This window comes from Roseiarcus sp., assembly GCF_052145395.1.
Lineage (GTDB): Bacteria > Pseudomonadota > Alphaproteobacteria > Rhizobiales > Beijerinckiaceae > Roseiarcus.
Map to the genome: position 1 here is coordinate 1 of NZ_JBKQOT010000123.1, position 4,455 is coordinate 4,455.

6 protein-coding genes are annotated in these 4,455 nt (G+C 62.0%); 2 read left to right on the forward strand and 4 right to left on the reverse strand.

What is annotated here, in order from left to right; translation table 11 throughout:
• Both ACLP25_RS04450 and ACLP25_RS04455 read right to left on the reverse strand, forming a co-directional pair.
• A partial coding sequence (locus tag ACLP25_RS04450; RefSeq protein ID WP_442468022.1) for an NAD(P)/FAD-dependent oxidoreductase occupies positions 1-1,192 on the reverse strand: 1,192 nt, incomplete at its 3' end.
• Between the two features lie 615 nt (positions 1,193-1,807).
• Positions 1,808-2,440, reverse strand: a complete 633-nt coding sequence (locus ACLP25_RS04455) for a Crp/Fnr family transcriptional regulator (protein ID WP_442468023.1) — start codon at positions 2,438-2,440, stop codon at positions 1,808-1,810.
• Here ACLP25_RS04455 and ACLP25_RS04460 point away from each other — a divergent pair.
• Positions 2,404-2,919, forward strand: coding sequence for a hypothetical protein (locus ACLP25_RS04460; RefSeq protein WP_442468024.1), 516 nt, complete (start codon positions 2,404-2,406; stop codon positions 2,917-2,919). The genes ACLP25_RS04455 and ACLP25_RS04460 overlap by 37 nt on opposite strands.
• Complete coding sequence (locus ACLP25_RS04465; RefSeq protein WP_442468025.1) at positions 2,916-3,047, forward strand: hypothetical protein; 132 nt, start codon at positions 2,916-2,918, stop codon at positions 3,045-3,047. Before ACLP25_RS04460 ends, ACLP25_RS04465 begins: the two co-directional genes overlap by 4 nt.
• A gap of 144 nt (positions 3,048-3,191) precedes the next feature.
• Here ACLP25_RS04465 and ACLP25_RS04470 read toward each other — a convergent pair whose 3' ends face one another.
• Positions 3,192-3,944 carry an ABC transporter ATP-binding protein gene (locus tag ACLP25_RS04470; RefSeq protein ID WP_442468026.1) on the reverse strand — a complete coding sequence of 251 codons (753 nt, stop codon included), beginning with the start codon at positions 3,942-3,944 and terminating at the stop codon, positions 3,192-3,194.
• A gap of 4 nt (positions 3,945-3,948) precedes the next feature.
• A partial coding sequence (locus tag ACLP25_RS04475; RefSeq protein WP_442468027.1) for an ABC transporter permease occupies positions 3,949-4,455 on the reverse strand: 507 nt, incomplete at its 5' end.

A 4,455-nucleotide genomic window follows, 5' to 3' on the forward strand; every position in this document is an offset into this window, starting at 1 on the left:
TGCGCAGGAAATATTTCTCGAAGCCGATTTTCGCCACGTGGACCCATTTGCCCGACGACGACCAGTTGACGTTGCGGGGCGGGATCTGAGGCTGGGCGACGAAGGCGATGCCGCTGTCGCCGAAGTCCGCGAGGCAGATGGCGTTCCACGTCGGCTGGAAGGCCGGCTTCCCGCTGCGCAGGATCTGGCCGATGTTGCGCGCGGTCGCCGTCACCATCGATTCGATCATGAAGCCGGTCTTCGGCACTCCGCAGGGCACGGGCGTCGGGCCGGTCGGCGGAATCGCCACGCAGACGCCGACCGAAAAGATATTGGGGAAGGCCGGGCTCTGCTGGTGCTTGTCAACGAGCACGAAGCCGCGGGGATTGACGAGGCCTTCGATGCCGCGCAGCGGCGCGATGCCGCGGAACGCCGGCAGGATCATCGAGAAGCTGAACGGCAGCTCTTTGGTCGCTTTGACGGCACCGTCGTCGCCGACCTCCTCGACGGTCATCTTGCCGTCTTCGACCTTCTTGATCCGCGCGCTGGTGATCCACTTGATGTGATGGTCGCGCAGCTCGCTTTCGAGCAGGCCCTTGGTGTCGCCGACGCCGTCGAGGCCGAGATGGCCGATATAGGGCTCGGCCGTCACGAAGGTGATCGGCACGCGGTCGCGGATCTTGCGGCGACGCAGCTCCGTCTCGAGGATGAACATGAACTCATAGGCTGGACCGAAGCACGAGGCGCCCTGCGCTGCGCCGATCACCACGGGGCCGGGATTCCTGCAGAAGGCCTCGAACTTGGTCGCCGCCTTCTCGGCGTGGTCGATATGGCAGATCGATGTGGTGAAGCCGTCGGGACCCAGGCCCTCGATCTCGTCGAAGGCGAGTTCGGGACCGGTCGCAATGATGAGGTAATCGTAACGGAGCGTCGACCCGTCGGCCGTCTCCAGCGCGTTGTCCTTCGGGGAGAGCTTCGTCACCGGGCTCGGCTTGAAGGCGACGCCGCGCTTGGCGAAGGTCGGCGCCAGATCGACCTGCACGGATTCGCGCTTTCGCCACCCGACGGGGATCCAAGGGTTCGACGGCACGAAGTGATAGAGGGGATCCTTGGTGACGACGGTGAGCCTGTCCTCACGCCGCATCTGGTCCTTCATCTCATAGGCCATGATCACGCCGCTAAGGCCGGCGCCCATGATCACAATGTCAGCCATTTGGTTTCCTCCCGAGGTCGTCGGACCGCTCATCGAGCGCGGCTCTAGATATCGATCTTAGATTTGAATGTTAGAATATGTCAACCGTCACTGCGCCATTCTTCGACGCTTGCGACAACGCGTCCGGATGTCCGCGCGAGCCCCCGCCGGCCCCGGCTTTCAATATCGTGCGTCCTTCGGCCTTCCCCCTTTCGGCCAATCGTTGACCTTATCGGGGAAATCAGGTCGCGGTTGATGTGTGAAATAGTCCGCGATGTCGATTGCGTCCTGATCCATGAGCCCGCCCTGTCCCTGCGGGAATTTCGTCGAATGGGCGATCGGCATGTGAATCGGCGCGGCGTTTGAGCGCCAATCGGCGTCTAACACTGACCCCACCTTGCGCTTTGTAAGTCGCTATGTTCGTTGCCGATTCGGATTCCTAACCGAGGGGTCAATTTTCGAAGCCGAAACACACCGATGAAGCCGAAATAGCCCATATTTCGACGCCGCTCGCTCCGCGCGCCACTCAATTGCCGAACTCGCGGAGCTTCGGCACGGTCTGCAGAAATTCTGTACTTTGTGGTGACGCTCTGGGGCTGCCGAGGACACGCCCGCACGCTGTCGCACCCAGCGGCTTCACGGCAATCGGCGCTTCGCTAACTCCCGATAGAGAGCCTCCGAACTGACGCCGATCTCTTCGGCGATCCGGCGCCACTGCCCTTTCCCGGGCAGAGCGCCATTCAACGTCATCCACGCATTGAGCCGAGCCTCGACGGTCTTAAGAGAGAGGATTTCCGCGTTGAGCCGCGCGTGCTGGACCTCCTGCGCGAGATGACGCGCCCACACCTGAGAGGCTTCCGGTCTTGCTTCGAGGCGGCGGCACAAGTCCGTTCGCGCAACCGCCCATGTCACCGCTTCGCTTTCGGCGCGGGCGTCGCAATGGTAGCGATCCGAGTAGACCGAGGCCTCCGCGAGGATCGAATCTGCCCGAGCGCGTTGCAGGATCAGAGGCGCGCCGTCCTCCTGGTGCCGCACCAGATGAATGCTTCCCCGGCGCACGAAGTGGACAACACGGACTGGGTCGCCAATGTGAAAAACCGACGCGCCGGCGGCGAACTCGCATTCATGGCCTTTCAATCCCTGAAGCAGCGAATTAAGTTTCGTGGACATGATCGTCATCATGTCTGAGACAGCAAACAGATGGCAAGAAATCTCTAATGAAGGAGATTCCCATGATGCGTGCTCTTGCTGTGATCGCTTGCCTCGCACCCGCCGCCGCCTTCGCGCAGACGAATGTCGGGCCTCCCGCCGACATGGGAGCCGCCCATCGTATGATGCATGGGCACCCCATGACGACGCCGGGCGAGCACATGATGCACGAACAAATGATGCGCGGGCGGCATATGATGGACGGGCAGCAGCTCGGCGGAGCTGTCGCCACTCAGCCAGGGCAAGGTGCGTTCGCCGCGATTCAGGAGATCGTCGAAATTCTCGCCGCTGACCCCAAGACCGACTGGTCCAAGGTCAATATCGACGCGCTTCGGCAACACCTTATCGACATGAACAACGTCACCCTCGCCGCGAATGTGAAGAACGAGCCGATCGACGGCGGCATACGCTTCGACGTCACTGGCGAGGGCCCGGTTCGCGACTCCATTCGGCGCATGACGACGGCCCACGCGGCCACGATGAACGGCGTCGACGGATGGCAATTCGAAGCGGCCGAAATCGAGGGGGGGCCTCGTTGACGGTCCATCCGCCGACCAAGGACCTCGACAAATTGCGCGGGCTCGGCTTCCTCGGCGTCCTGACCCTCGGCATGCATCATCAGATGCACCACCTGATGATCGCCCGGGGCGAGAATCCGCACGGGTGAGCATTTGGTGATTGAACTCGCCATGAGCGGAGCATTTGCATGCCCAAAGTCAGGGAAGGGCAATGACGCGACCGACGACAAGCTCGTTGGCAAAGCGTCTACGCCACCAAACGCGCTGCCGGCGTCAGGGCGCTTGTCTTAACGTCAAGTCGGCTCCGGGACTACGACGGATCGAGGCTCGCTCGCCTTGGTCTGCTCAATCCCTTCGAGGCGGCCGTCGCGAAGATGGAAGATTCGATCGAAGCGATTGAAGATTTTCTCGTCGTGCGTGACGACCAGGATCGCGCCTCCGCGGTCGGTTGCGACGCGTCTCAGCAAGTCCATCACAACGCCCGCGCGTTGCGAGTCGAGCGCTGCGGTTGGTTCATCGGCCAAGATGATGCGCGGCCGATTCGCCAAAGCGCGCGCGATCGCCACCCGTTGCGCTTCGCCGCCGGAGAGTTGGGCGGGCATCGCCAGCTTGCGGTTCCCGACATCGAGATAATTCAGCAACGCCTCCGCTTCCGTGCGGGCGCCGCGCGGCTTTACGCCACGCAACTCCATAACCTCGGCTACATTTTCGATGCTGTTCAGGAAGGGCAGGAGATTGTGGGTCTGGAAAATGAAGCCGATCTTTTCGAGCCGCAGACGCCGGAGGTCGCGGCGCAGCCAACGCTGATCGTAGACGACCTCTCCATCCAGCTGCAGCCATCCGCTCGTCGGTTCGGTTACGCAGCCGACGAGATTGAGGAGCGTGCTCTTGCCTGATCCGCTCGGGCCGAGCATACCGACCACTTCGCCGGGAAACACGGACATCGTGACATTGACGAGCGCATCGACGCGCTCCGCGCCTTCGCCATATCGTTTCGAGACGTCCCGCAGCTCGACAAGCGGCAGCGAATTATCCGGGCTGGCCATCGCGCTAGCCCATCAGAGCTTTGGCGGGATCCACTTTCACCGCGACGCGGACGCCGAGCGTCGACGCCAGCAGGCAAACCACGATCACGATGATGAAGAGAATCGCGACGTCGTGCGGCTCAAGCAGAACGCGCCGCGGGAAATACCCCTTGGTCGCGGTTATCAAGCCGAGCCCGATCGCAAAGCCGCTAACTCCGAGGATCAGCGCCTGCTGCACGATCAGACCGACAATCGTCCGATCAGGCGCGCCGACGAGCTTGAGGGTGGCGATCGAACGCGCCTTGTCCATCGTCAGTGTGTAAATGATCAGCGAGATAATCACAGCGGAGACCACGATCAGAATCACCATGAACAGACCGAGCTGGCGCTGCATTTTCTCGATGACGAACACTGTAAGATATCTCTCTTCTTCTTGCTCCGTCACGGCGGACAGGTGCTTCCAGCGATCGATCTCCGCGCTGACGGCTGCTCCCGGCACGCCGGGTTCAAGCCGAACAAGCACGGCGTTAAT